We start from the raw sequence: 22,794 nt of genomic DNA on the forward strand, positions 1-22,794 counted from the left end.
CGGTGGCGAAACATCCAACTGGCTACGGAATGACGGATATTACCCATTGCTGTGCGGATCCTTGATTCGTTCTAATCGGCGACGCCCGGCAGGCGACGGTAATTCGGGGCAGCCGCGAATGCGGCCTGCACGAGGGAGAGGGGGACCACATGCGGCGGACGCTCGGCAGGCACCGGGCCGCGACGCTCCCGCGACACGGATGGCACCGACCGCGGGGGCCGCAATGTCATTACCGTGGAGTGCAATACTCCTCCTCCTCTCGCACTGTCTATCCGGCTTTGCCGCGTTTTGCTCTTATATATCGGCAACGGCCGACAAAGCCTTCCCCCGGAGTCTATCCGGGCACCCGGACACCTCCACTACACTAACGGGTAGTTTTTACCCACCCGGCCGGAACGGCCGCTCAGGGCGCCGGCTCGGACTCCAACGACCGCAGGCTGTCGTGGAAGGCCAGGACCTGGCGCCGCGACACCAGACGGTCCACCTCGGCCATCGCGGCCGCGTAGAAGCGGTTGAGCACGGCGACGAGCGCCCGGTCCGTGGTATCCCGCAACGGCTCCTCGCCGCCGGGCGGCGCGCCTCCGTCGCTGTCCGCGTCGTCGGTGTAGCGCACATACGGCTCGTCGATCCCGAGGCTGTGAAGGTTCATGCGGCGGATCGCCACCGGCGATCCCGAGCCGGATTCCACCACCAGCAACAGGAACTGGCCGTCGAGACGCAGCCTGCCGCTCTCGCGACAATAACCACCGCCGCACTCGCGCTCATCGACCTCGCGACTGACCGCCAGGGTTGCCGTGGGCACGGTCGTCAGCAGGGTCTTGGCGCGGGCGTCCGGATCGAGATCCTCGAAGCGGGGCGAACTCGTGTCGGCCCGGAAGCCCTTGCTCCGCAGAAGCTCCGCGATATCCCGGTCGAGCGCGGCCTCGATCCGCGGACGATAGGTTTCCAGGAGCCGACGCTGGAACGGATTGGTGGCCGGATCGGCGTCCTCCACCTGAAAGCGCGCCTGGGCTCGGAACTGGCGGGTCATGTCGGCGAACGGGGTGTCCGATTCGGGAGCCGAGTCGTCAGTCGCCGACCAAAGCCTGGGCGCGACCATGGAGAAGGCCACACCCGTGTCCGAGGCCGTCTCGCCGTCGGGATACTGGAAACGGGTCTGGCCGGTCTCATGTGCGACCCGGGGCCCCGTCGCGCAGGCGGCCAAAAGCAGGGCGACACCGGCCGCCACGGTCCGTACAGCGAACCTTTCAACCATGATTCTCCTCCTCGCGGCGCACCGCGCCGGCACGCCGATTCGTCAAGGGCGGGGATTCGCACGGCGACCGCGAAACCGAATCATTGCGCGCGTACCCGGCCGGCCGCGAACGCACCCCGCGTGTTGTTTGTCGTCCATTTAGGGGCGCCCGAGCGCGCGATGCACTACACAAATGGGTAGTTTCATTCCCGTGCCATCTGGTATAGCGTTCCGCGTACGACAGAATTAATAGTAATTTTCCTACCCATTAAAGGGGATATCACTCAGACAGGGACGGCCATATTGCCCACTACCGACGGGCGTATATTCTCATGCCACCGGAGGTTGCCGCCGGCTCTGCCCGGCGCCGGCCATGGCAGGCCTGTCCCGGACCACGGAACGAACCGAGACTTAGCAATCCAAGCAAGGAGGAGACCGATGAAAACCAAACTGATCGCAGCCGCGCTCGCGCTCGGCGTGTCCGGCCAGGCGGCCGCCCAGGATCCGGTGGCCAACGTGGGCCAGGCGGTGGGCAACCTGGTACCGAACCTGACGAATACCGTCGATTCGCTGCTCGCACTCGAGGTCACGAACACCACCCTGGCCCTGAACCAGACGGTAACCGACCTGCACATGGACCTCAGCGCCGGCACCCCACTGGCGACCGATTCCTCGCTCAATGACACGCTGATGGTGCTGGCCACGCCCCAGACCGACATGATCGACGACATCCTCGCGGGCGATAAGGGCCTGGACGGTTTCGTGTCCGACCTTCAGAAGCTGGCCACTTTCGATCCGGCCCTGCTGTTCATTCTGAGCGAGGACCTGCTGGCCAATCCGACCGGCACCGTGCTGGATCCCGAGATCGGCGGCACGCTCCTGCTCTCGCTGCTGCCCCTGGAGGCCCTGAACGGCGGCCTGCCCTCCGGCGGCGACTCGCCCCTGGGCGGCCTGCTGGATCCGGGCTTGCTGCTGGGCCTGCTCGGCGGAGCCGGTGGTGATTCCCCGCTCGGCGGCCTGGACGCCCTGACCGGCCTGCTCGGCGGTGGTACCGGCGGCCTCCCGCTGGACGCCCTGCCGCTGTCGACCCTGCTGGGGCTGTTGTCGCTGGAGGGCGCCGGCAGCGGCGGGCTCAGCGCCGACGCGCTGCCGCTGCCGCTGGACGCGCTGGACACCGGCACCCTCACGGCTCTGCTGGATGGCGCGTCCCTGCCGGGTCTGCAGTAACACAGAACCACAATAACGCCCCGGCACGAGCCGGGGATTCAGGCCGGCGGATCGCTCCGCCGGCCTTTTTTATCGCCCCGGCGCCCGCTACCATCGCGCTTGCCGCGGACTTCTATATCGGCCTCGACGCCGCGCTCGCGCAACTCGATGTGCAGTTCGCGCGCGACCACTTCATAGACCCGGCGCGTGACCAGCCGAGGCGCGAAGGGGAACATATGGCGGCCGACCTGGGAACGCTCGCGCGCGAGCCGCTCGGCGTTGAGCACGGTCACGGCGAGATAAAAATCCGCGACCATATCCCGACGGGACAAGTCGTCGCGCGCCTGAAGCAGTCGGCGGTGGCGCCGCCAGAGCGCCCACAGCGCCGCCGACAGGATGGCGACCGCCAGGCCGAGTGCCGCGCACAACAAGATCAGGAACATGACCGAATCCGCATGGCCGCGTCGGGCGTGTGACGGACTCGAAGCTTACACGCGGCGACGGACGTCCGGCGAGGGCCCGTCCGCGCCAACGGACCGTCCGGTCGCGTATCAGGCGGCGCTATCGGCCTCGGCCTTGTCCGCCCCGGCCTTCTTCGACTTGCCCGGCAGGATGCCCAGCAGCTTGCAGATGATGCCGAGCATGATCTCGTCGGCGCCGCCGCCGATCGACATCAGGCGGGTGTCGCGCAGGGCGCGCGCCGGCTCGGACTCCCACATGTAGCCCTGCCCGCCCCAGTACTGGAGGCAGGAGTCGGCCACCTCGCGCGCCAGCCGGCCGGCCTTGAGCTTGACCATGGAGCACAGCATGGTCGCGTCCTCGCCGTTCAGCATCGCCTCCGTGGCGCGGTACACGCCGGAGCGCAGCAGCTCGACCTCGGTCTTGAGCTCGGCGATGCGGAAATGGATGCTCTGGTTGTCGATCAGCGGCTGGCCGAAGGTCTGGCGCTGGCGGGTGTAGTCCACGGTGGCGTCGATCAGGGATTCCATGCCCTTGAGGGCACTGGCGGCCCCGAACAGCCGTTCCTCCTGGAACTGCAGCATCTGGTACATGAAGCCGGCGCCTTCCTGCCCGATCAGGTAACGCTGCGGCACACGCACGTCGTCGAAGAACAATTGCGCCGTGTCCGAGGCCCACATGCCCAGCTTGTGCAGCTTGCGGGCGCGTTCCACCCCCGGCGCGTCCAGGGGCACCACGATCAGGGACTTGTTGGTATGCGGCTTGCCGTCGGAGGTATTGGCGAGCAGGCAGATCCAGTCGCCCTTCATGCCGTTCGTGATCCACATCTTGGTGCCGTTGATCACGTAGTCGTCGCCGTCCTTGCGGGCGGTGGTCTTGATCTGGGCGACATCGGAACCGGCCTGGGGCTCGGACACGCCGATACAGGCCACCTGTTCGCCCGCCACCGCCGGCGCCAGGAACTCCCCCTTGAGCTCGTCGGAGCCGAAGCGCGTGAGCGCCGGGGTGGCCATGTCGGTCTGCACGCCGATCGCCATCGGCACGGCGCCGCAGGCGATGCGGCCCAGCTCCTCGACCATCACCAGCTCGTAGGACCAGTCCAGGCCCAGGCCGCCCACCGATTCGGGCTTGGTGATGCCCAGCAGGCCGAGGTCGCCCATCTTCTTGAACAGCTCGTGCGAGGGGAACTGCTGGGCCTCCTCCCACTCGTCCACGTAGGGGTTGATCTCGTTGTCGACGAACTTGCGGACGGTGCGGCGCAGCTCTTCGTGCTCACTGGTGAACTTCATGTACGGCCTCCGGCGGCGCCCGGAACGAAACCGGGATTACTCGCGCCAATGCTGAAATGACAGGCTCGTTTGGTACCACACGGAGCACACGGGCGACAATAGACACGAAAGGTTACCGCTCCGGCCGCGGCACGGCGGACAGGGTGATCCGCCGGTAACGACGTTCAGGCCGCGGCGCCGCCGTCCCCGGAGCCGGCCCGGGCGTCCTCGCCGTCCCCGTTGCCGGACAGGGTCAGAAGAATATGGTTCATCCGGCGCACGAACGTGGCGGGATCCTCCAGTTCGCCGCCTTCGGCGAGCACCGCCTGCTCGAACAGCAACTGCGCCCACTCGTCGAAGCGCTCGCCCGACTTTTCGGCGTCGAGCCGCGTCACCAGGGGATGATCGGGATTGATCTCCAGATGCGGCTGCATCTCGGGCACGGCCTGGCCGGCCTCCTTGAGGATGCGCTGCAGATGGGAAGACAGTCCGGCCTCGTCGGCCACCAGGCAGGCGGGCGAATCCGTGAGCCGGTGCGTGATCCGGACTTCGCCCACACGCTCGCCCAGGGCGGTCTTGATCCGCTCCAGCAGCTCGCGGGACTCGGTCTCGCGCTTTTCCTTGGCGGCCTTCTCGTCCTCGGACTCGGCCTCGCCCAAGTCCAGCGCGCCCTTGGCGACATGCTGGAAGGACTTGCCGTCGTATTCGGTGAGGTGGGCCATGACCCACTCGTCCACGCGGTCCGTGAGCAGCAGCACCTCGATGCCCTTCTTGCGGAAGACCTCCAGGTGCGGGCTGTTCTTCGCCGCCGCCACCGAGTCGGCGGTGATGTAATAGAGCTTGTCCTGGCCCTCCTGCATGCGGCCGATGTAGTCGGCCAGGGAGACCGTGCCCGGGACCGTGTCGTCGTGCGTGGAGGGGAAGCGCAGCAGGCCGGCGATGGCCTCGCGGTTCTCCGGATCCTCGACGATGCCCTCCTTGAGCACGGCCCCGAACTCGCCCCAGAAGGTCGCATAGTCCTCGGGACGCTTGGCCGCCATGTCCTGCAGCAGTCCCAGCAGCTTCTTGACCGAGCCGGCGCGGATGCGATCGATCACGCGGTTGGACTGCAGGATTTCGCGGGAGACGTTCAGCGGCAGGTCATTGGAATCCACCACGCCGCGCACGAAACGCAGGTAGCGCGGCACGAGCTGCTCGGCGTCGTCGAGGATGAACACGCGCTGCACATACAGCTTGACCCCCTGGGGCCGCCGCTGGGGGTCCCAGAGATCGAACGGCGCGCGCCTCGGGATGTACAGCAGCGAGGTGTACTCCTGGCTGCCCTCGACCTTGTTGTGGGTCCAGGCCAGCGGCTCCTCGAAATCGTGGGCGATGTGCTTGTAGAAGCCCTTGTATTCCTCGTCGTCGATCTCGCTCTTGGGACGGGCCCAGAGCGGCGCGCCGCGGTTGACCTGCTCCCAGTCGCCCGGCTCGTCGTCCTCGCCGGACGGTTCCGCGCGCATCCGGATGGGAAAGGCGATGTGATCCGAGTACTGCCGGATCAGGCCGCGCAGGCGGTGGCCGTCCAGGAACTCGTCCTCGCCCTCGCGCAGGTGCAACACGACCTCGGTACCCCGCTCCGGCTTGCCCACCGTCTCGATGGTGTATTCGCCGCCGCCGTCGGACTCCCAGCGCACGGCGTCGCGTTCGCCGGCCCGGCGAGTGGTGACCACGACCCGCTCGGCGACGATGAAGGCGGAATAGAAGCCGACGCCGAACTGCCCGATGAGTCGCGCGTCCTTCTTCTCGTCACCGGACAACGACTCCAGGAAGGCCTTGGTGCCGGACTTGGCGATGGTGCCGATGCGCTCGATCACCTCCTCGCGCGACATGCCGATGCCGTTGTCGGAGACGGTCACCGTACGCGCCTCCGGGTCGTACTCGACCCGGATCGCCAGGTCCGGGTCGTTCTCGTACAGGCTCTCGTCCTTCAACCCCTGGAACCGGAGCGTATCCAGCGCGTCCGAGGCGTTGGAGATCAGCTCCCGCAGGAACACCTCCTTGTTGGAGTACATGGAGTGGATCATCAGCTGCAGGAGCTGCTTGACCTCCGCCTGAAAGCCGCGGGTTTCCTTGTTCTGTGCGTCGCTCATGGTCACGTGCCCACTATCGTGCGTTTGTCATCCGACCGGTCGCTCTCAAGTAAGGGCCACCATCACGGTTTTCAAGCGGAAGAGGCGGATAGCCCGCCAAGGTCCGTTGCCAACCCGGCAATTCAGTCGCCGGGGCGCTGCGCGGTCAGCGCCGTGCCGAACCAGGGCATTTGTTTATCCGCAGATGGACGCCGATTAACGCAGATTGGTTGGGCTGTCCTTTAATCTGCGTCCATCTGCGTCATCTGCGGATCGTTTCTTCCGGGAACCGCCCGCCAAGGTCCGTTGCCAACCCGGCAATTCGGTCGCCGGGGCGCGGCGCGGTCGGCGCCGTGCCGAACCAGGGCATTTGTTTTTATCCACAGATTACGCCGATTAACGCAGATTGGTTGGAGACGCTCTTTAATCTGCGTATATCTGCGCAATCTGCGGATTATTTCTTTCAGGAACCACCCACCAAGGTCCGGTTCTGGCTCGGCGTTTCGGTCGCCGGGGCGCTTCGCGGTTGACGCCATGCCGAGTGAAGGCATTTGTTTATCCGCAGATGGACGCCGATCAACACAGATTGGCCGGAACTGCTCTTTAATCTGCGTCCATCGGCGTAATCTGCGGATTCTTTCTTGCGGGAACCGCCTCGGCAAGCGGCCACCTAATCCATGGTCAGCACCACCCGGAACCGCGCCTCGTTGCGGATCATGCGGTCGTAGGCGGCCGCCGCCTCCGCCAGGGGATAGGTCTCGATCGCGGCCTCGATCCCGGCGAGCGCCGAGAAACCCATGGTGTCCTCGGAGTCGTGCGGCGTGCCGCTGGGGTGGCCGGCGATGCTGCGGCGCGGCCCGATGATCTGCGCCGGCGACACCTCGATCGGGTCGGCACCGACGCCCACCACGATCAAGCGGCCGCTCGGCCCCAGACCGCCGATCAGGGCGCTCATGGCCTTGCCGCTGGGCGCGGTGGCCAGGATCGCGCGGGCGCCGCCCAACTGCCGCAGGGCCTTGACCGGGTCCTCGGCCTCGACATCGATATGGCGATGCGCACCCAGTTGTGCCGCCAGTTCCGCCTTGTCGGCGCCGCGCGACAGCGCCACGGTATGGAACCCCATGCGCGAGGCGTACTGGATGCCCAGGTGCCCCAAGCCGCCCACGCCCTGGACCGCGACCACGTCGCCGGCCGTCGCGCCACTGTGCCGCAGCGCGTTGTAGGTGGTCACGCCGGCGCAGAGCAACGGCGCCGCCGCCGCGTCCGAGAGCGCATCCGGCACCGCGGCCAGCGCCTCCACCGGCGCCACCATGTACTCGGCGTAGCCGCCGTCGTAGGCGATACCGCAGATCTGCAGGTTCCGGCAGGTGACGAAATCGCCGCCGCGGCAGGAATCGCATTGCCAGCAATGCCCGCCGTGCCAGCCCACGCCCACGCGCTGGCCGGACCGCCAGCCGGTCACGCCGTCACCCAGGGCGTCCACCGTGCCCACGACCTCGTGACCCGGCACGCGCGGATATGCCATGGGGAAGGCGCCGTCCTTGACGAAGGCATCGGAGTGGCAGATGCCACAGGCCGCGACCTTGATCCGGACCTGCCCCGGTCCGGGCGTCGGGATCGGCCGTTCCACCAACTCGAAATCGCCGCCCGCCTCGGGCACCTGGACCGCGCGCATGGTCGTCATGATCGTCTCCGGTGGCTGGGAACCGCAGCCGCTCAATCTAGCAGCAGCGGCGACCGCCGCGCATCCGGTATAGTCCCCGGCATGGCGATCGAATGCGTCAGCGCGGTCACCCTGTTCGTCTCCGACATGGCCCGGTCCTGCCGCTTCTACCGGGCGCTCGGTTTCGAGCTCAAGTTCGGCGGCGAGCACGCTGCCTTCACGGGGTTTTACGCCGGCACGGGCTATCTCAACCTGGCCCGCCACCGGGCGCCGGAGACCGGCTGGGGCCGGGCCATCTTCCATGTCGACGACGTCGACGCCTGCCACCGGCGGGCGATCGACAACGGCCTGACGCCGGCTTTCGAGCCGCGCGACGCCGAGTGGGGCGAACGCTATTTCCACATCCGCGACCCGGACGGCCACGAGCTGTCGTTCGCGACGCCATTGCCGGGCGGCCCCTACTGAACCGGCGCCGTCGAGCCATGACCGAGCCCACCACGGAATCCTAGCCATCATGACCCGGGACCAGGACCCCTACCACCGCGACGAGTTGAGCGACCGCCTCGCCCGCGCCGAGGCCATGGGCGGCGGGGACAAGATCGCCCGCCAGCACGACAAGGGCCGCCTGACCGCCCGCGAGCGCATCGCGAGGCTGGTCGACGCCGACAGCTTCGAGGAACGCTGGGCGCTGGCGCACAGCGATCTGCCGGAGGCCGCCGACAAGACCCCGGCCGACGGCAAGGTCTGCGGTTTCGGCACCGTCGACGGCCGCCGTGCCTTCGTCTCCGCGGACGATGTCACCGTGATGGCGGGCGCCGGCGGCCGGGTCGGCGTGCGCAAGCAGTCCCGGGGCATGCAGTACGCGGTCGAGAAAGGCTATCCCTGCATCCACCTCGGCGACGCCGGCGGCGCCCGCGTGCCCGACATCATGGGCTCGGCGGGCATGATGAGCATGGTCTATCCGATCGCCGGCGCGCCGCCGCGCGACCGCCGGGTGCCGGCGATCGTCGCGATCATGGGCGAGTGCTTCGGCGGCGCCGCCTGGAGCGCCTCGGTCTCGGACATCGTGATCCAGGTCAAGGGCACCGCCATGTGCGTGGGCGGGCCGTCGATCCTGGAGATCGCCACCGGCGAGCGCGCCGACACCGAGGAATTGGGCGGCTGGCAACTCCATGCCCGGACCACCGGCCAGGTCGACCTGTTCGCGGAGGACGACGAACACGCCCTGGCGCTGGCGCGGCGCGCACTGGGGTATTTCCCGGACCACGCCGGCAAGCTGCCGCCGGTCTGGGCGCCCGCGCCGGGCCGGCGCACGCGCGAGCCGGGTTTCGTGGACGCGGTACCGGCCGACCCGCGCGCCACCTACGACATGCACCACGTCCTGCGGCTGATCGCCGACCCGGATACGCTGCTGGAATTGCGACCCTACTTCGATCCCAGCCTGATCACCGCCCTGGGCCGGCTGGACGGACGCGTGGTCGGCTTCCTCGCCAACAACCCCAAATCCACCGCCGGCGCCATGGGACCGGGCGCCTGCGAGAAGGCCGTGGCCTTCATCGCCCTGTGCGACTCCTTCCACATCCCGCTGGTGTTCGTGCACGACACGCCGGGGTTCTTCGTGAGCAAGGCCGCCGAGGCACGGGGCATGCCGCTGCGGATTATGAACTTCATCGAGGCCCTGCACCAGTCGACGGTGCCGCGCGTCTCATTGATCGTGCGCAAGTCCTACGGCATGGCCCACTGCAACATGGCCGGCGGCAACATGGACAGCGACGCGGTCCTGGCCTGGCCGACCGCGGACGTGTCGTTCATGGCGCCCGCGGTCGCGGTGAACGTGGTCTACGGCCGCAAGATCGCCAAGATGGACGATCCCGAGGCCGCGCGGCAGGCCTATGCCGAGGAGCTGGCCCGCGCCAACGCGCCCTGGGACGCGGCCGGCGCCGGCTACGTGGACCGCGTCATCGATCCGGCCGATACCCGCCTGGAACTGATCCGGACCCTGGAAACCGCCCGCGGGCCGGACGGCGAAGGCGGCCGCAGTCACCGCCGGCTGGCCAACTGGCCGCGCATGGCCTGAGCCGCGGCGGCGCTTCAGTCCAGGGTCAGGAGCCAATCGCGCACGCCCGGCCAGACCAGGGCCGGGGCGGCGTCGCCGAGGACGATATCGAAATGGCCGATCGGCGTGGCCTCGTCGCCGAAGGTCCGGAAATCCAGCCGCCCGCTGCCGAGCCGGGCATCGGCCGGCTCGATCGCCGCGTGCGGCACGATCGGATCGCGGTTGGCGCCGGCCAGGAGCACCGGCACCTGAAGAGCCGCCAGGCGCTCGGCCAGGTCCTCGCCCGTGTGCGGATCGCGGAAACGCCGGGTGCGGGCCCAGTGCATGATGAAGCGCAGCACCCCCACGCCGGTACGGTCGAACCCGTGCCGGGTGAGCTCTCGCGCGGCCGCGATCGGGATCGAGCCCGGCGCCCACAGGGCCAGGGGAAAGGGATTGTTCGGCCGGTCCAGCCAGGGCAGACACAGGCGATTGAGCCAGCCGATCACTTCGCCGTGGACCGGCGCCCCCGCGGCGAAGCGCAGCAGGCTACCGCGCTCGACCAGGGTCACCGCCCAGGCCAGGGCCTGCAGACTGGGCGCGGCCGTGCCCAGACGCAGCGGCGAGGCCAGGGCCGCCACCCCGGCCAGGCCGGCCTGACCCCGGTGCTGGCAGAGACCGAGCACACCGCCCAGGCTGTGGCCGATGTAGGCCACCCGCCGGCCAGCACTGCGACGGCGCACGTAGGCAAGCAGGGCCGGTACATCGAGATCGGCATAATCCGCGAAGCCGCGGGCGTAGGTCGCGCCCCGCGCACGCGAATCGCCGTGGCCGCGCAGCTCCGCCAGCCAGACATCGAAACCCTCGCCCGCCAGGTAATTGGCGAAGCTGCGATCGTGGAGCTCCCAGGTGCGGCGGTTCTGGGCCAGACCGTGGACCAGCAGCACCGGCGGGGCGTCGGCGGCATCCGGGGCGCGCCGCCGGTGCAGGGCCAGGGTCTGGCCGTCGAGCGTGCGGCAGTGGTGGGCCTCGGCCACCACCGGTGTGTGCCGGTCGCCGTGGATCACGCCGCGTCGCGCGTCCCCGCGCCGGCCCACGCGTGTCCGCCGGACCGTTGCCGTTGCCCCCGCCATGGCCGTTGTATAGCAAACGGCGATGCCGTCGCCAAGATGCACCGCCCTGCAAATCGCCGGCATGGCGCTATCGCCGCTGTTCGAGCGACCGCCTCAAGCGACCGACGCGGCCGGCCCCGGCGCTGAACGACCGCGACAAGCGGGGCGCGATACTATAGACTATGTATGCGAATCATTCGTATTCGCTTAAAAATCTCTAACAACTACTCAAGGGAGACATCATGTCGTCACGACACGCGAGCCGACTGCGGCGGGCATTGCCCTGCGCGCTGGCGCTGTCCGCCGGCCTGGCGGCCGCCGGCGCCGTCGCCGCCCAGACCGACGACCCGACGGGGGACGACGCCACCGAGCTGGCGCCCATCCGCGTCGAAGACCGGCTGGACACCGCCTGGGACCCGGTGGACGGCTACATCGCCGACCGGGCCGCGACCGCGACCAAGACCGACGTGCCGCTGATCGAGGTGCCGCAATCGATCTCCGTGATCTCGCGCGAGCAGCTCGAGGACCGCGGCGCCGACACCCTCACCGAAGCGGTGGCCTACACCCCCGGCATCCGGGTGGATAACAGCCCGGCGGCGCGCGTGATCGACTCCTTCTCCATCGATATCCGCGGCTTCTCGGCCCAGAACGCCACCTTCCGCGACGGCACCCAGATCCAGGCCGGCCTGCCCTACGACGCGCCCCTGGAGACCTATGGCCTCGAACGTATCGAGGTGCTGCGCGGCCCGGCGTCCGTGCTCTACGGCCAGGGCCAGCCCGGCGGCATCATCAACCTCGTGACCAAGCGGCCGACCTCGGCGCCGCTGCGGGAGGTGGGCCTGGAAGTCGGCGAGTACGACCACAAGCAGCTCACCGCCGACTTCAGCGACAGCCTCGACGCCGACGGCGAATGGCGTTATCGCCTGACCGGGCTCTGGCAGGACTCGGACACCTACATCGACTATGTCAACGACGACCGCGTGTATCTGGCGCCGGCCCTGACCTGGGCGCCGTCGAGCCGCACCGAGCTCACCCTGCTGGCCCACTACCAGGAGAACGAGACCCGCTACCCCTGGTCCGGATCGCCGCGCCGCGGCACCGTGGAGGAAAGCCAGCACGGCCGTATCCCCGACAGCCGCTACATCGGCGAGCCCAGCTTCGACCGCTACGACGCCACCGTGTGGGCCGTGGGCTACCTGTTCGAGCACCACTTCGACGACCGCTGGACCTTCCGCCAGAACCTGCGCTACCGCGACATCGAGTACGACGTGCTCGACACCTTCCGCAACTACTTCGGCCCGGCCCTCTCGCCCGACTACCGGACCCTGGTCAACCGCTTCAACCGCGCCCGCTTCGACGAGGGCGAGACCACCACCCTGGACAACCAGCTCGTCTCCACCTGGACCCACGGCACGGTCGAGCACACCGTGCTGGTGGGCCTGGATCACAAGGCGCTGACCTACGACACACGGCGGAGCAATCATCCGCTCACGGGGCAATTCATTCCGATTACCGGCCCAGGCGCCAATCTGGATCTCTACGACCCGATCTATGGCCGCCCCTTCTCCACACCGAGTAATTTCGTGGATAACACCGTGGAAGCGGACCAGACCGGTCTCTACGTCCAGGACCACATCAAGGTGGGCGAGCGCTGGGCATTCTCCCTCGGCGGCCGCCAGGACTGGGTCGAGGAGGACAACTCGGGACAGCGCGAGGAAGACCAGGACGAGCTGTCCCTGCGTGCCGGCGCGGTCTACCTGGCCGACGGCGGCTGGGCGCCCTACGCCAGCTATTCCGAGTCCTTCACCCCCAACTACGGCCAGAACAGCGCCACCGGCGAGGACTACGAGCCGATCACCGGCGAACAGTACGAGGTGGGCCTGCGCTACCGGCCGCCGGAGACCGGCCTGTCCATGACGCTGGCCCTGTTCGAGATCACCCGCGAGAACGAGCTGGTGGCGGACCCCGGCAACCCGGCCGTGCAGATCCAGATCGGCGAGACCCGCTCGCGCGGCGCCGAACTGGAAGTGATCGCCGACCTGACGAACAACCTCAAGGCGATCGCCGCCTACACCTATCAGGACGTGGAGATCGTCGAGGACGGCAACGGCACGAACGACGGCAACCAGCTCGGGGACACCCCGGAGAACCTGGCCAGCCTGTGGCTGGACTACAGCGTCACCACGGGCCGCCTCGCGGGCCTGGGCGTGGGCGCCGGCGTGCGCTACACCGACGGCTACTACGTGAGCAGCGCCAACGACTACGAGGACCCGTCGACCACCCTGGTGGACGCGGCCGTGCGCTATGACGTGGACCGGAACGTGCGGCTGCAGGTCTCGGCCAGCAACCTGCTGGACGAGCAGGAGATCTACTGCGGCGGCGGCGACCCGGACGACTTCTGCGAGTACGGCGTGCCGCGCCAGGTGATCGGCAGCATCCGCTACCGCTGGGATTGAGCCGGGGGCCGCCTGAAAAGCGGCCGCTGGCGCGGGACAGGGATGTCCCGCCACCGATCGAGCACACACGTGCTCATCGGGCGGCCCCGAGACCGGACCGCGCCGGACCGACCGGCCGCCGTCTCGGACCGCATACCGCCATTCACCAAGCCACCCGAGGGGCAAGCAACATGAACTGGAACCGGCTGAGAACCGCAGGACCCATCTTCCTGGCGGCGGCCTTGAGCGCCGCATCGGCGGCCGCCGCGGGGCCCGGTGACGGGCAAGGGACCGACCGTGCCGCGGGCGACGACCGATCCGGCGAGTCGGGCACCCGGCTTTCGCCCATCAAGATCACCGACGAAAGCGCGCGCGAAAGCGACGCCTACATCAACCTGGACAAGAGCTCGCAGGTCGGCAAGACACCGGTGCCCGTCAAGGACACGCCGCAGGCCATCGAGGTCGTCGAGCGGGACTTCATGGAGGACATCGGCGCCCTGACCATCGAGGATGCGTTGCTGTATTCGGCCGGCATCCAGGGCGCGCAATTCGGCTTCGACAACCGCGTCGACACCGTCGCCGTGCGCGGGCTGGACGCCTCCCGTTATCTCGACGGCCTGCGTTCGGTCTATGGCTACTACAACAGCGTGCTGACCAACCCCTACACGCTCGAGCGCCTGGAGGTGCTCAAGGGGCCCTCCTCGGTGCTCTACGGTCAGGCCGAGCTCGGCGGCATCATCAACGCCGTCTCCAAGCTGCCCCGGGACGAGCAGCAGGGCGAGTTGTGGGCCCAGGCGGGCTCCTTCGACCGCCGTCAGATCGCCGCGGACGTCACCGGGCCGATCACGCGGGACGGCGACTGGCTCTACCGGGTGGTGGCGCTGAACCGGGATACCGACACCCAGGTCGACCACGTGGAGAACGACGGCTATCTCATGGCGCCCTCCGTGACCTGGAAACCCGACAACCGCACCGAGGTCAGCCTGCTGGTCAACCGCCTGGTCAACGACGGCCGGGTGGCGCCCCAGTTCCTGCCCTCCAAGGGCACCATCGATCCCGCGCCGAAGGGCCGGATCCCGACGGACACCTTCGTGGGCGAGCCCGGCTGGGACCGCTACGACCGCGAGCGCACGGACGTCACGCTGTTCGTCGATCAGCGGCTGACCGACAACTGGCAGTTGAAGGCCACCGTGCGCAAGTCCGACTCGGAGGCCGAGACCCGCGAGCACTGGATCGCCATCGGCGCGGTCCCGGACGACGACGGCAACGTCGCGCGTACCATCTACACGGTCGACCGGGAGACCGACGTGCTCAATTTCGACGTGCGCGCGCAGGGCGTGATCGACCTGGGCCCGACCGTCCATACCTTGGCCATCGGCGTGGACCGCCAGGACGCGCTCTGGGAGGAGGACAACTACTACTACGGCGCCGGTCAAGGCGGCACGATCAACCTCTACGACCCGCAGTACGGCAACCTTCAGGATCAGGTGCTCAACCCCGTGGACCGGCCGGACAGCGAGATCAAGCAGACCGGCATCTATCTCATCGATCACATCGAGATCGACCGGGTGGTCGTCTCGGCCGCCCTGCGCCGCGACGACTCGGAGAGCACCACCCTCAACCCCGGCGCCGCCGACGTCACCAGCGACGACGAGGTCACCACCGGCCGCCTGGGCCTGATGTACCGCTTCGACTCCGGGCTGTCGCCCTACGTCAGCTACGCCGAATCGTTCAACCCCAACCTCGGCACCGACCAAGCCGGCGGCACGCTGGAGCCCACCGAGGGCGACCAGACCGAGATCGGCCTCAAGTACCTGTCGCGCCGCCACGCCATGTCGGTGGACTTCGCCTGGTTCGACATCGAGCAGACGAACCGGGTGGTCCAGGGCAATCGACCCGGCGGCGTGACGCAAACCGGCGCGGTCGTGGACGGCTGGGAGATCCAGCTCAAAAAGCGTTTCGGCGGACTCGAGTTGCTGGCCAACTACACCGACCTCGACGCCCGCGACGAGAGCACCGGCTTCCGCCTGAGCAACGTCGCCGAGGAACTGGCCTCGCTATGGGGCAAGTACGAATTCGACAACGGCTTGCGAGTCGGTGCCGGGGCGCGCTACCGCGGTGACGTCGTCGGCAGTGGCGGCGGTCCGGAGGTCGCGTCCGTGACCGTGTACGACGCCATGCTCGGCTACCGGACCGGTCCCTGGGACTTCAGCGTCAACGGCCACAACCTGGCCGACAAGGTCTACGTCACCTGGTGCCGCGCCGAGGGCCTGGACTGCGGCTATGGCAGCCGCCGCAACATCGTCGGCAACGTGCGCTACCGCTTTTAGGGAGGTGTTATTGGCTGGCGGGACATGAAACCACAGAGGCGCACGGAGGCGCGCAGAGGTTCTTGATGGGCGCTATGGGTCGTGTCCGGGGCAGGCTTTCGTGCCGGACCCGGTATCCCGACAATCCCTGGCCTGACGAATGTTTCCCTGGGTCCCGGATAGCCGCTGCCGCGGCTTCCGGGACCAACAGTCGGTTTCCTCTGTGTCCCTCTGTGCGCCTCTGTGGTTGATTTTCTGGCTGGCCGTGTGCCAAGGCGCTTGCCGCCGTCGCGCAGATGCCGGAAACGCTTCGCTCATCCCGGCCTACGGTCTGCAAACAGCCTCCCAGGGCGATCCGCGCCCCGTGACTCAGCCCGTCCGGCGGCGACGCCGGACGGGCTTTTTTCTGGCTCCCGTGCGGTCCGCGAGCAGACCCTTGCCGCAGGCCAGACCCAGGCCGGCCAGACCGACGGCCGCGACCCAGTAGACGATCCCGAGATCCGGGCCTAGGGCCGCGACCGCCGCCGCGAGGGAACCGGCGATGCAGGCGCTTCCCCCGACTTGGCGCAGGCGGCGCGCCCATGGCGACAGGGGCGGCAAACCGCGCCGGCGACGCTCGCTGCGCTGGACCGCGGCCAGGGCCGCCATGCCGGCGGCGGCGAGCAGGAGGGACAGCAGCACGGAGGTCAGGCTTCCGACGTGGCGGGACGGGCGACCGGTCCGGACACCGGCGCCGGCAGACGGCGCGCGCCCAGCCAGGCCATCGCGGTCGCGGCCAGGCAGCACAGGTCCACGCCGGCCACCACCCAGTCGCCCCGCCACAGCGTGGCGGCCAGATGGTCACCGGTGGTGGCGGCGTTGAGCAGGGGCAGGCTCAGGCTCAGCAGGGCCAGGGCCTGGAGCTGGCGCCGCAGGTTGGTCAGTCCCGGCCGCCACAGGCCGAACAACAGGCTGGCGCCCCAGGCGCCGAAGAACACCCAGACCTCGGCCGCCGCGCGCCCGGCCATGTCGGCCGGCAGCAGGCGGTTGGCGGCGAGCATGGCCGCGGTCGCCAACAGCAGGCCGACGGTGGCCGCGGAGGCGGTCGCCTGGGCCGCGCGATAGCCGGCGCGGCCGGCGTCGCGGACCCGCTTGTCCAGCCAGACCAGGAAGCCGGTGGCAATCACCAGACAGCCGCCCAGCCCCATCAGGAAGTAGAGCCACATCAGCGGCCAGTCGTCGAACTTCGCCAGATGCAGCCCCATGATGAACTGGTAGGTGCTCATCGCCGGGCCCAGCCGCTGGTGGTGCATGAGCTCGCCGCTGGCGGCGTCGAAGGTGAGCTGCTCGTAGCGGTAGCTCACCTGGTCGCCGGTGTCCTTGTACATGGCGACGTAGCCGTTGGCGTCGCCGGGATGGAACAGACCCAGCGCCATGAGCTCGCCCCCGCCCCACTCGCGCGAGGCCCGATCCGCCATGGTGTCCAGCGAGGCGGTCTGCGCGGACTCGCCCGCGGCCTCGCGGTCCGGGTGCGGGAAGGCGTCGTGGAAGAAGGTGTCGGGATCGGGGTACACCGCCAGGATGCCGGCCGGCATGTACACGTGCGAGAAGATCACGATCCCGGAGAACGTGATCACCAGCAGGAACGGCAGCAGCATCACGCCGGCGACGTTGTGCAGGTCCAGCAGGGCGCGGCCGCGCGAGCGTTCCAGGCGGAAGGTGAAGAAGTCGCGGAAGATGCGGCGGTGGATGATCACCCCCGAGACCAGCAGGGCGAGCATGGCCATGCCGGCGATGCCGACCAGCCAGTAGCCGATCTGCGTGAAACCGAAATGATCCAGGTGCAGCCCGAAATGCATCGGGTAGAAGAACTCGCTCGCCCCGAGCGTGCCCTGGTCGGGCAGCAGTTCGCCGGTCGCGGGATCGAGGAACCGGCGCAGATGGGTATCCCCCGGCCCGTGGAAATTGGCGCGGTAGACCGGCTGGCGCTGGCTCGGCGGATACAGGAACACGGGCTCGTCGCGCACCTCGACCGCCGGCAGCAGATTGGCCAGCACCGTATCGTAGCCGACGTCGGCACGGGCCTCGCCGCGCGTATCCGGCATCATCCAGCGGTCGATCTCCTCGTCGAACACCGACAGGCTGCCCATGAAGAAGATCAGGAACAGCAGTGCCCCGAGCAGGATGCCCGCCCAGGTGTGCATGAGGTTCAGCGACTGGCGTAGCGAGCGCCTCAAATCATTCCCCCGACATCGATCCGCCAGACCACCGCTACGGCGACCAGCGCGAGTAGCCCCGGTACCGCCCAGGCCCGGAGCACACTGCGCGCCCCGAAGGCGTACAGCCCCAGCGCCAGCCATATCAGGTAGGACCCGAGCATGGGCCAACCCACGGCCTCGGTCTTGGGCACGCCCGCGAAGGCCAGGAGCACGCCCGTCGCCGCCGCCAGCGAGGCGGCGGCCAGATAAGCCAACGGCAGCGCGGCGAAAGCGCGCAGGACCGCTTCCAGGACGGGGCGGCGTGACATCGGCGAATGGGGCACGGTGGCGTCGGCGAATGCAGGTTGCTTTTGCGAATGATAACGGTTTGCAGAAAACCTTCAAGCGCCGCCCTCGGATGCGGTCGGGCCGTATCGTATAGTGAGCCTTTCCCGTTGCATGACGAGACCACCACGGGCGCGGACGCATCCGTCCGCGCCGTGCGCATTCGAGGGGGCCACATGACCGAGATTCACGAGCTGGGGGCGGCCGGGCTGGCGGCCGCGATCCGGGACAGGCGCATCGGCTGCCGCGAGGCCCTGGAGCACTACCTGGAGCGCGACGCGCGCCTGAACCCCGCGATCAACGCCATCGTCGCCCGCGACCCGGACGGGGCCCGCGCGCGGGCCGACGCCGCCGACGCGGCGCTGGCGCGCGGCGAGACGACCGGCGCCCTGCACGGCGTGCCCATGACCATCAAGGACACCTACGAGGTCGCGGGCATGACCACGGTCTGCGGCGAACCCTCGCTGCGCGAGCATCGGCCCCGGCGCAACGCGGTCGCCGTCCAGCGCCTGATCGACGCCGGCGCCGTGGTCTTCGGCAAAACCAACACGCCGCGCATGGCCCAGGACATCCAGACCTACAACAGGATATTCGGCACCACCGGCAATCCCTGGGACACGGCACGCACGCCGGGCGGCTCCTCCGGCGGCTCGGCCGCGGCCACTGCCGCCGGCCTCACCGCCCTGGAGCTGGGCAGCGACATCGGCGGTTCGATCCGGACCCCGGCCCACTGGTGCGGCGTGTACGGCCACAAGCCCTCGCACGGCATCGTCCCGCTGGAGGGCCATATTCCGGGACCGCCGGGCACCGTGGCCGAGCCGGACCTGGCCGTCGGCGGCCCGCTCGCGCGCTCGGCGGCGGACCTGGCGCTGGCCTTCGACACGCTGGCGGGGCCGGACGCCATGCGCGGCAAGGGCTGGCGCCTGGCGCTGCCGCCCGCGCGGCGGGAGCGGCTGGCGGATTTCCGGGTGGCCTGCTGGTTCGACGACGCCTTCTGCCCGGTCGACGCCGACACCCGCCGCCTGCTGGAGCGCGCGGCCGCGGCCCTCGGCAACGCCGGCGCCCGGGTCGACAGCGCGCCGACACCGCCGGCCGCGCTGCGCGAGGAGTTCGAACTCTACGAGCGACTGCTGGACGCGGTGATCGGCGCCGGCCTGCCGGGCAAGCTCTACACGAAGGCGCGGCGCGGTGCGGCATTGATGCGGCTGCTCGGCCGCACCCGCCCGGCCACCCTCGGCGGCTTCCTGGACGCGGCCACCCAGCGCCACAAACAGTGGGCGGTCTGCCACGAGCGCCGCGAGCGGCGGCGGCGAGAGTGGGAACGCTTCTTCGGGGATCACGACGTGCTGCTGATGCCGGTGACCCCGACCCCGGCGATCCCGCACGCCCAGGACGGCAACCTGTTCTCGCGGCGCATCGACGTGGACGGCCGCGCCCGGCCCTACTTCGACCAGTTCGTGTGGATCGCCCCGGCCACCTCGGCGCTGCTGCCGGTCACGGTGGCGCCGCTGGGGACCACGCAAGCCGGACTACCCGTGGGCGTGCAGATCGTGGGCCCCTACCTGGAGGACCGCACCACCCTGGCCTTCGCGCGACTGCTGGCGGAGCACGTCGGCGGCTTCGTTGCACCGCCCGATTACAAGGAAGATTAACCACAGAGGCACAGGGACACAGGGCGGATTCGAAGCGGACGACCACGGGGCCACGAAGAAATCCGCACATGACATAGCAGGCGCAGCAGTCCCGTGCCCGCCGCAGTTTCATGATCTTGGCGTCCCTCTTCTCTGCGTCTCTGTGCCTCTGTGGTTCACACAAACAAAAACGGGGCCCGAATGGGCCCCGTCATATCCGGCTGCCGACGCCGCGTCAGGATTTGACCTCGATGCGCCGCGGCTTGCTTTCCGCCTTCTTCTTGATGGTCAGGCGGAGCACGCCGTTGTCGGCGCGGGCCTCCACGTTGTCGGCGTCGGCCGTGTCCGGCAGCGCGAAACGCCGCACGAACGAGCCGTAACTGCGCTCGATGTGGCGGGCGCCGCCCTCCTCGGTGCTCTTCTCGGTCCGGCGCTCGCCCTTGAGGGTGAGCACACCGTTCTCGAGGGTGACATCGATGTCCTTGGGATCGATCCCGGGGACATCCGCCTCGATACGGTACTCGTCCGGCGTCTCGTGGACGTCCACGGCCGGCACCCACTGGGCGCTGCTCAGCGCCGGGTAATCGCCGAAATCGCCCCAGTCGCGGCCGAAGAGCCGGTTGATCTCACTGTTGAACTGCTGCAACAGGCTGTTGGGTTCATAACGCTGCAGTGCCATGTCACATCACCTCCTGACATAACTGCTTGACCTCGTTCCGGGGTCTTAGATGCGGTCATGCCGGCGGTTTTCAAGATGGCGGGCGGCATATCCCGCGGCCGCGCTCAGGCGGCCGCCAGGAAGCTGTCGCTGGCGGCCACCGCGTCGCCGTCGTGGCGGTCGTATTCCTCGCGCCAGCGCTGGAAGGCCCGGGTCTCGCCCTTGTCCCAGGGGTGGTAGCCGGGCCGGTAGTAGCTGATGTAGTGGCGCATCATGCGGGCGTAGATGCCGCGCGGGCCGTACAGCCACCACAGCCCCTTGAGCCAGATGCGCCGGCGCTCGCGGCCGGAGAAGCCGTCCACCCGCAGCATGTGGCGCATGATCATGAGCACGTGGAACGGGAACGCCAGCGACAGGTTGATCATGGCCGCCACGCGGGTGAAATAGCCGGCCTTGGCCACCTTCTGCATCACGTCGTAGGCCACCGCCTTGTGCTCGATCTCCTCGATGGCGTGCCAGAAGTAGATCGCGCGGATACGCGGGTCCGCCTCCGCCAGCATCTCCGAATTCTCGAGCACGAAATGCGCCATCAGGGCGGTCATGTGCTCGGCCGCGGCGGTCTGGGCCAGTGTGAACTTGCGCGGGAAATACCGCCGGTACCAGTTAAGCACCTTCTTCTGCATGGCCTCCACTTCGGACACGTCCACGCCCTGGCGCTCCACCCGGCGGTTGAACTCGATGTGCACGCGGGTGTGCTGGGCCTCCTGGAAGGTGAAGTCCTTGACCTCGGCCTGGAGCTGCGGATCGTCGATGCGGTCGCGGTAATCGCGCACGCACTGGATGAAGAACTTCTCGCCCTCCGGGAACAGCAGCGACATGGCGTCGAAGAAACGCGTCTTGAACGGGTCGTTGCCGTACCAGAAGCGCGGGATGTCGTCGGACTGCAGGTGAAAGTCGAGATCCTGGCGCGGCACGATCTCGTGAGCGGCTTTCGCGGCCATCGCTCCCCTCCTTGTCTTTATGTGTGGGAGCACAGTAGACCGGGCCGCGACCGCCTGCCTATGACGGCGGACGACGCCAGGGAACAATTCGCGACAATGCGCGGATCAAACGCCCCGTCCCCGGGCGCGATAGGCACTGGGACTCATGCCGGTCCAGCGCCGGAAGGCGCGGGTGAAGCTGCGGCGGTCGGCGAAACCCAGGGCTTCGCTGATGGCCTCGATGTCGGCATCGGGCTCGTCCAGCCAGGCGGCGGCCCGGCGATACCGCGCGGCGTCCTGGACCGTGCCGAAGCTGCAACCCTCGTCGCGCAACCGCCGCTGGAGGGTGCGCGGGCCCAGTCCGAAGGCGGCCGCGGCCGCGTCCAGGCCGCCGGCGAGCAGGGCCGGATCGCGGGCGAGCGCGGCCGCCAACCGGTCGCCCAGGCCCTGACCGGTCAGGCGCGCCACCCGCTGTTCCACCAGCGCTTCGGCCTGGCGGTGCAGCGCCGGGAAGTCCCCCTCCAGCGGCCGGTCGAGCAGCTCGCGCGGAAACACCAGCTCGTCGCGCGGGCGCTCGAAATACACCGGCATGCGGAAAAAGCCGTGGTAACGCCCGGCGTGCGGCGGCGCCCGATGCCGGAAGTGCAGCGAGGTGAGCCGCACCTCCTCGCCCAGCAGCGAGCGGGCGAACTTGAGGATGGAGGCGAAGAAGATCTCCGCGTGGTACGGCTTGCCCGGCGTCGGCGCCTCGGGCGCCAGCCGCAGCACCAGCCGCGCCTCGTCGCCGATCTCGTCCATGCCGGCGTCGATCATCGGATTGACCAGGGCGGGAATCCATTCCAGCACGCGGGCGGCGTCGCGCAGCGACGAGCTGGTGGTCAGGTAGGTCTCCAGGTCCGGCAGGTATTCGAAGGCGAAGGTCTCGCCGACCACGAACGGGAAATGGTCATCGCCCGCGCGGGCGATGCAGTCCTCCAGCACCCGGTCGAGCGCCGACAGGGACACGGTGCGGTCCTCGAGCCGGGACAGGTCCAGCTCGATGCCGTGCGCCGCGAATATCGGCTTGACGTTGATCCCGCAGCGGGCCGCCGCCTTCACCCAGCTCGGCAGCACCACCGCGGGCACGCTCAGATCGTCCATGATTGGTGATTGGTGATTGGTGATTGGTGAT

Annotated in this window: 18 protein-coding genes; 6 read left to right on the forward strand and 12 right to left on the reverse strand. The window is 68.8% G+C overall.

What is annotated here, in order from left to right; translation table 11 throughout:
• Positions 1 to 403: 403 nt before the first annotated feature.
• Positions 404 to 1,255 carry a hypothetical protein gene (locus PC39_RS07200; protein ID WP_353252700.1) on the reverse strand — a complete coding sequence of 284 codons (852 nt, stop codon included), beginning with the start codon at positions 1,253 to 1,255 and terminating at the stop codon, positions 404 to 406.
• A 417-nt stretch (positions 1,256 to 1,672) separates the two neighbouring features.
• On the opposite strand from PC39_RS07200, the gene PC39_RS07205 reads away from it, so the two are divergent.
• Entirely contained in the window at positions 1,673 to 2,461 is a 789-nt protein-coding gene (locus PC39_RS07205) for a hypothetical protein (RefSeq protein WP_353252701.1), read from the forward strand.
• Positions 2,462 to 2,499: 38 nt separating this feature from the next.
• On the opposite strand, the gene PC39_RS07210 is transcribed toward PC39_RS07205, so the two are convergent.
• The 4 genes from PC39_RS07210 to PC39_RS07225 form a co-directional block, all read right to left on the reverse strand.
• Positions 2,500 to 2,883: a hypothetical protein gene (locus tag PC39_RS07210; RefSeq protein WP_353252702.1), complete on the reverse strand. Its 384-nt coding sequence runs from the start codon at positions 2,881 to 2,883 to the stop codon at positions 2,500 to 2,502.
• A gap of 108 nt (positions 2,884 to 2,991) precedes the next feature.
• Complete coding sequence (locus PC39_RS07215; RefSeq protein ID WP_353252703.1) at positions 2,992 to 4,188, reverse strand: acyl-CoA dehydrogenase family protein; 1,197 nt, start codon at positions 4,186 to 4,188, stop codon at positions 2,992 to 2,994.
• A gap of 164 nt (positions 4,189 to 4,352) precedes the next feature.
• Complete coding sequence (htpG, locus tag PC39_RS07220) at positions 4,353 to 6,299, reverse strand: molecular chaperone HtpG (RefSeq protein ID WP_353252704.1); 1,947 nt, start codon at positions 6,297 to 6,299, stop codon at positions 4,353 to 4,355.
• Between the two features lie 649 nt (positions 6,300 to 6,948).
• Positions 6,949 to 7,962, reverse strand: a complete 1,014-nt coding sequence (locus PC39_RS07225) for an alcohol dehydrogenase (protein ID WP_353252705.1) — start codon at positions 7,960 to 7,962, stop codon at positions 6,949 to 6,951.
• A gap of 81 nt (positions 7,963 to 8,043) precedes the next feature.
• Here PC39_RS07225 and PC39_RS07230 point away from each other — a divergent pair, with 81 nt between their 5' ends.
• Positions 8,044 to 8,406, forward strand: a complete 363-nt coding sequence (locus tag PC39_RS07230) for a VOC family protein (RefSeq protein WP_353252706.1) — start codon at positions 8,044 to 8,046, stop codon at positions 8,404 to 8,406.
• 49 nt (positions 8,407 to 8,455) lie between these two features.
• Positions 8,456 to 10,018: an acyl-CoA carboxylase subunit beta gene (locus PC39_RS07235; protein ID WP_353252707.1), complete on the forward strand. Its 1,563-nt coding sequence runs from the start codon at positions 8,456 to 8,458 to the stop codon at positions 10,016 to 10,018.
• A 14-nt stretch (positions 10,019 to 10,032) separates the two neighbouring features.
• Here the strand turns inward: PC39_RS07235 and PC39_RS07240 are convergent, their stop codons facing one another.
• Positions 10,033 to 11,073 carry an alpha/beta fold hydrolase gene (locus PC39_RS07240; protein ID WP_353252708.1) on the reverse strand — a complete coding sequence of 347 codons (1,041 nt, stop codon included), beginning with the start codon at positions 11,071 to 11,073 and terminating at the stop codon, positions 10,033 to 10,035.
• Between the two features lie 257 nt (positions 11,074 to 11,330).
• Between PC39_RS07240 and PC39_RS07245 the strand changes: the two genes are divergently transcribed.
• Positions 11,331 to 13,544, forward strand: a complete 2,214-nt coding sequence (locus PC39_RS07245) for a TonB-dependent siderophore receptor (protein WP_353252709.1) — start codon at positions 11,331 to 11,333, stop codon at positions 13,542 to 13,544.
• 170 nt (positions 13,545 to 13,714) lie between these two features.
• The gene (locus tag PC39_RS07250; RefSeq protein WP_353252710.1) at positions 13,715 to 15,853 is read left to right on the forward strand and encodes a TonB-dependent siderophore receptor; all 2,139 of its coding nucleotides are present in this window, start codon (positions 13,715 to 13,717) and stop codon (positions 15,851 to 15,853) included.
• A gap of 348 nt (positions 15,854 to 16,201) precedes the next feature.
• Here PC39_RS07250 and PC39_RS07255 read toward each other — a convergent pair whose 3' ends face one another.
• Genes PC39_RS07255 through PC39_RS07265 form a run of 3 tightly spaced genes read right to left on the reverse strand, consistent with a single transcriptional unit; the run spans position 16,202 to position 18,338 of the window.
• Positions 16,202 to 16,513: a DUF3325 family protein gene (locus tag PC39_RS07255; RefSeq protein WP_353252711.1), complete on the reverse strand. Its 312-nt coding sequence runs from the start codon at positions 16,511 to 16,513 to the stop codon at positions 16,202 to 16,204.
• A 5-nt stretch (positions 16,514 to 16,518) separates the two neighbouring features.
• Entirely contained in the window at positions 16,519 to 18,048 is a 1,530-nt protein-coding gene (locus PC39_RS07260; protein ID WP_353252712.1) for a PepSY-associated TM helix domain-containing protein, read from the reverse strand.
• The gene (locus PC39_RS07265) at positions 18,045 to 18,338 is read right to left on the reverse strand and encodes a hypothetical protein (RefSeq protein ID WP_353252713.1); all 294 of its coding nucleotides are present in this window, start codon (positions 18,336 to 18,338) and stop codon (positions 18,045 to 18,047) included. The genes PC39_RS07260 and PC39_RS07265 overlap by 4 nt, the downstream gene beginning before the upstream one ends.
• 192 nt (positions 18,339 to 18,530) lie before the next feature.
• Between PC39_RS07265 and PC39_RS07270 the strand changes: the two genes are divergently transcribed.
• Positions 18,531 to 20,006 (forward strand): amidase, encoded by a 1,476-nt coding sequence (locus tag PC39_RS07270; protein WP_353252714.1) that lies wholly within the window; start codon positions 18,531 to 18,533, stop codon positions 20,004 to 20,006.
• Positions 20,007 to 20,220: 214 nt separating this feature from the next.
• On the opposite strand, the gene PC39_RS07275 is transcribed toward PC39_RS07270, so the two are convergent.
• The 3 genes from PC39_RS07275 to PC39_RS07285 form a co-directional block, all read right to left on the reverse strand.
• A complete protein-coding gene (locus PC39_RS07275; protein WP_353252715.1) occupies positions 20,221 to 20,664 on the reverse strand; it encodes an Hsp20/alpha crystallin family protein in 444 nt (147 codons plus the stop codon).
• A 104-nt stretch (positions 20,665 to 20,768) separates the two neighbouring features.
• Positions 20,769 to 21,644 carry a metal-dependent hydrolase gene (locus PC39_RS07280; RefSeq protein ID WP_353252716.1) on the reverse strand — a complete coding sequence of 292 codons (876 nt, stop codon included), beginning with the start codon at positions 21,642 to 21,644 and terminating at the stop codon, positions 20,769 to 20,771.
• A gap of 105 nt (positions 21,645 to 21,749) precedes the next feature.
• Complete coding sequence (locus PC39_RS07285) at positions 21,750 to 22,763, reverse strand: AraC family transcriptional regulator (protein ID WP_353252717.1); 1,014 nt, start codon at positions 22,761 to 22,763, stop codon at positions 21,750 to 21,752.
• Positions 22,764 to 22,794 lie beyond the last annotated feature (31 nt).

It is taken from the genome of Salinisphaera sp. PC39, assembly GCF_040361335.1.
Classification (GTDB): Bacteria; Pseudomonadota; Gammaproteobacteria; order Nevskiales; family Salinisphaeraceae; genus APNM01.